General features: G+C 49.5%; 1 protein-coding gene. It reads left to right on the top strand.

Features of this window, described 5'->3' with window-relative positions; all coding sequences use genetic code 11:
• The coding region (locus R7190_RS26255) for an alanine racemase (RefSeq protein WP_318137725.1) at positions 1–889 on the top strand (889 nt) is incomplete at both ends.

The following is an 889-nucleotide window of genomic DNA, read 5'->3' as shown; positions in this document are numbered from 1 at the left end:
TGAAACTTAGCCTAACTGCACTGGCTCTAATGGGCCAAACAGCCGCACATGCCGCTCCTCTGCTAGTTGATTTTGATGACAGCGAGCGCGAAGAGCGCGTTCAGGCGAGCAACGCTTGGCTGGAAATTGATACTCAGGCATTTTCAAATAATATTCAGTTGCTTCAGAAGGATCTAAAGGGCAACACTCAGATCTGTGCCATCATGAAGGCTGACGCGTACGGTAACGGTATCGCAGGCCTGATGCCTAGCATCATCGCGAACAACGTTGCATGTGTAGGTATCACCAGTAATGAAGAAGCTCGCGTAGTGCGTGAGCACGGCTTCGAAGGCAAGATCATGCGTGTCCGTGCGGCTAGCCGCAACGAAATTGAAAACGGCGTACAGTACGAAATCGAAGAGCTGATTGGCACTAAGATGCAGGCGGATCAAATCATCGAGATTGCATACAACTACAATACCGTTATTCCTGTTCACCTTGCTCTGAATACTTCAGGCATGGGTCGTAATGGTCTGGATCTGACAACGTATGAAGGTCAGGTTGAAGGTGTGGAAATCGCAAGCGATCCTAACCTAAAAATCGTAGGTATGATGACCCACTTCCCGAATGAAGGTCTTGATGAAATCCGCCGCAAGGTTGACCGTTTCAAAGTAGAAACAAAGTGGCTAATGGACAGCGCAGGTCTGAAACGTAAAGACATCACACTGCACGTGGCTAACTCTTACATCACGCTAAATCTGCCTGAAGCACATCTGGATATGGTTCGTCCTGGCGGCATGCTGTACGGTGATTACCCTGCAACCCTACCTTACGAGCGCATCGTGTCTTTCAAAACACGCGTAGCATCACTGCACTTCTTCCCTGCAGGCAGCACAATCGGCTACGGCAG

The sequence above is a fragment of the Vibrio sp. 1078-1 genome, from assembly GCF_033340475.1.
This window is presented reverse-complemented; position numbering and strand designations above follow the sequence as displayed.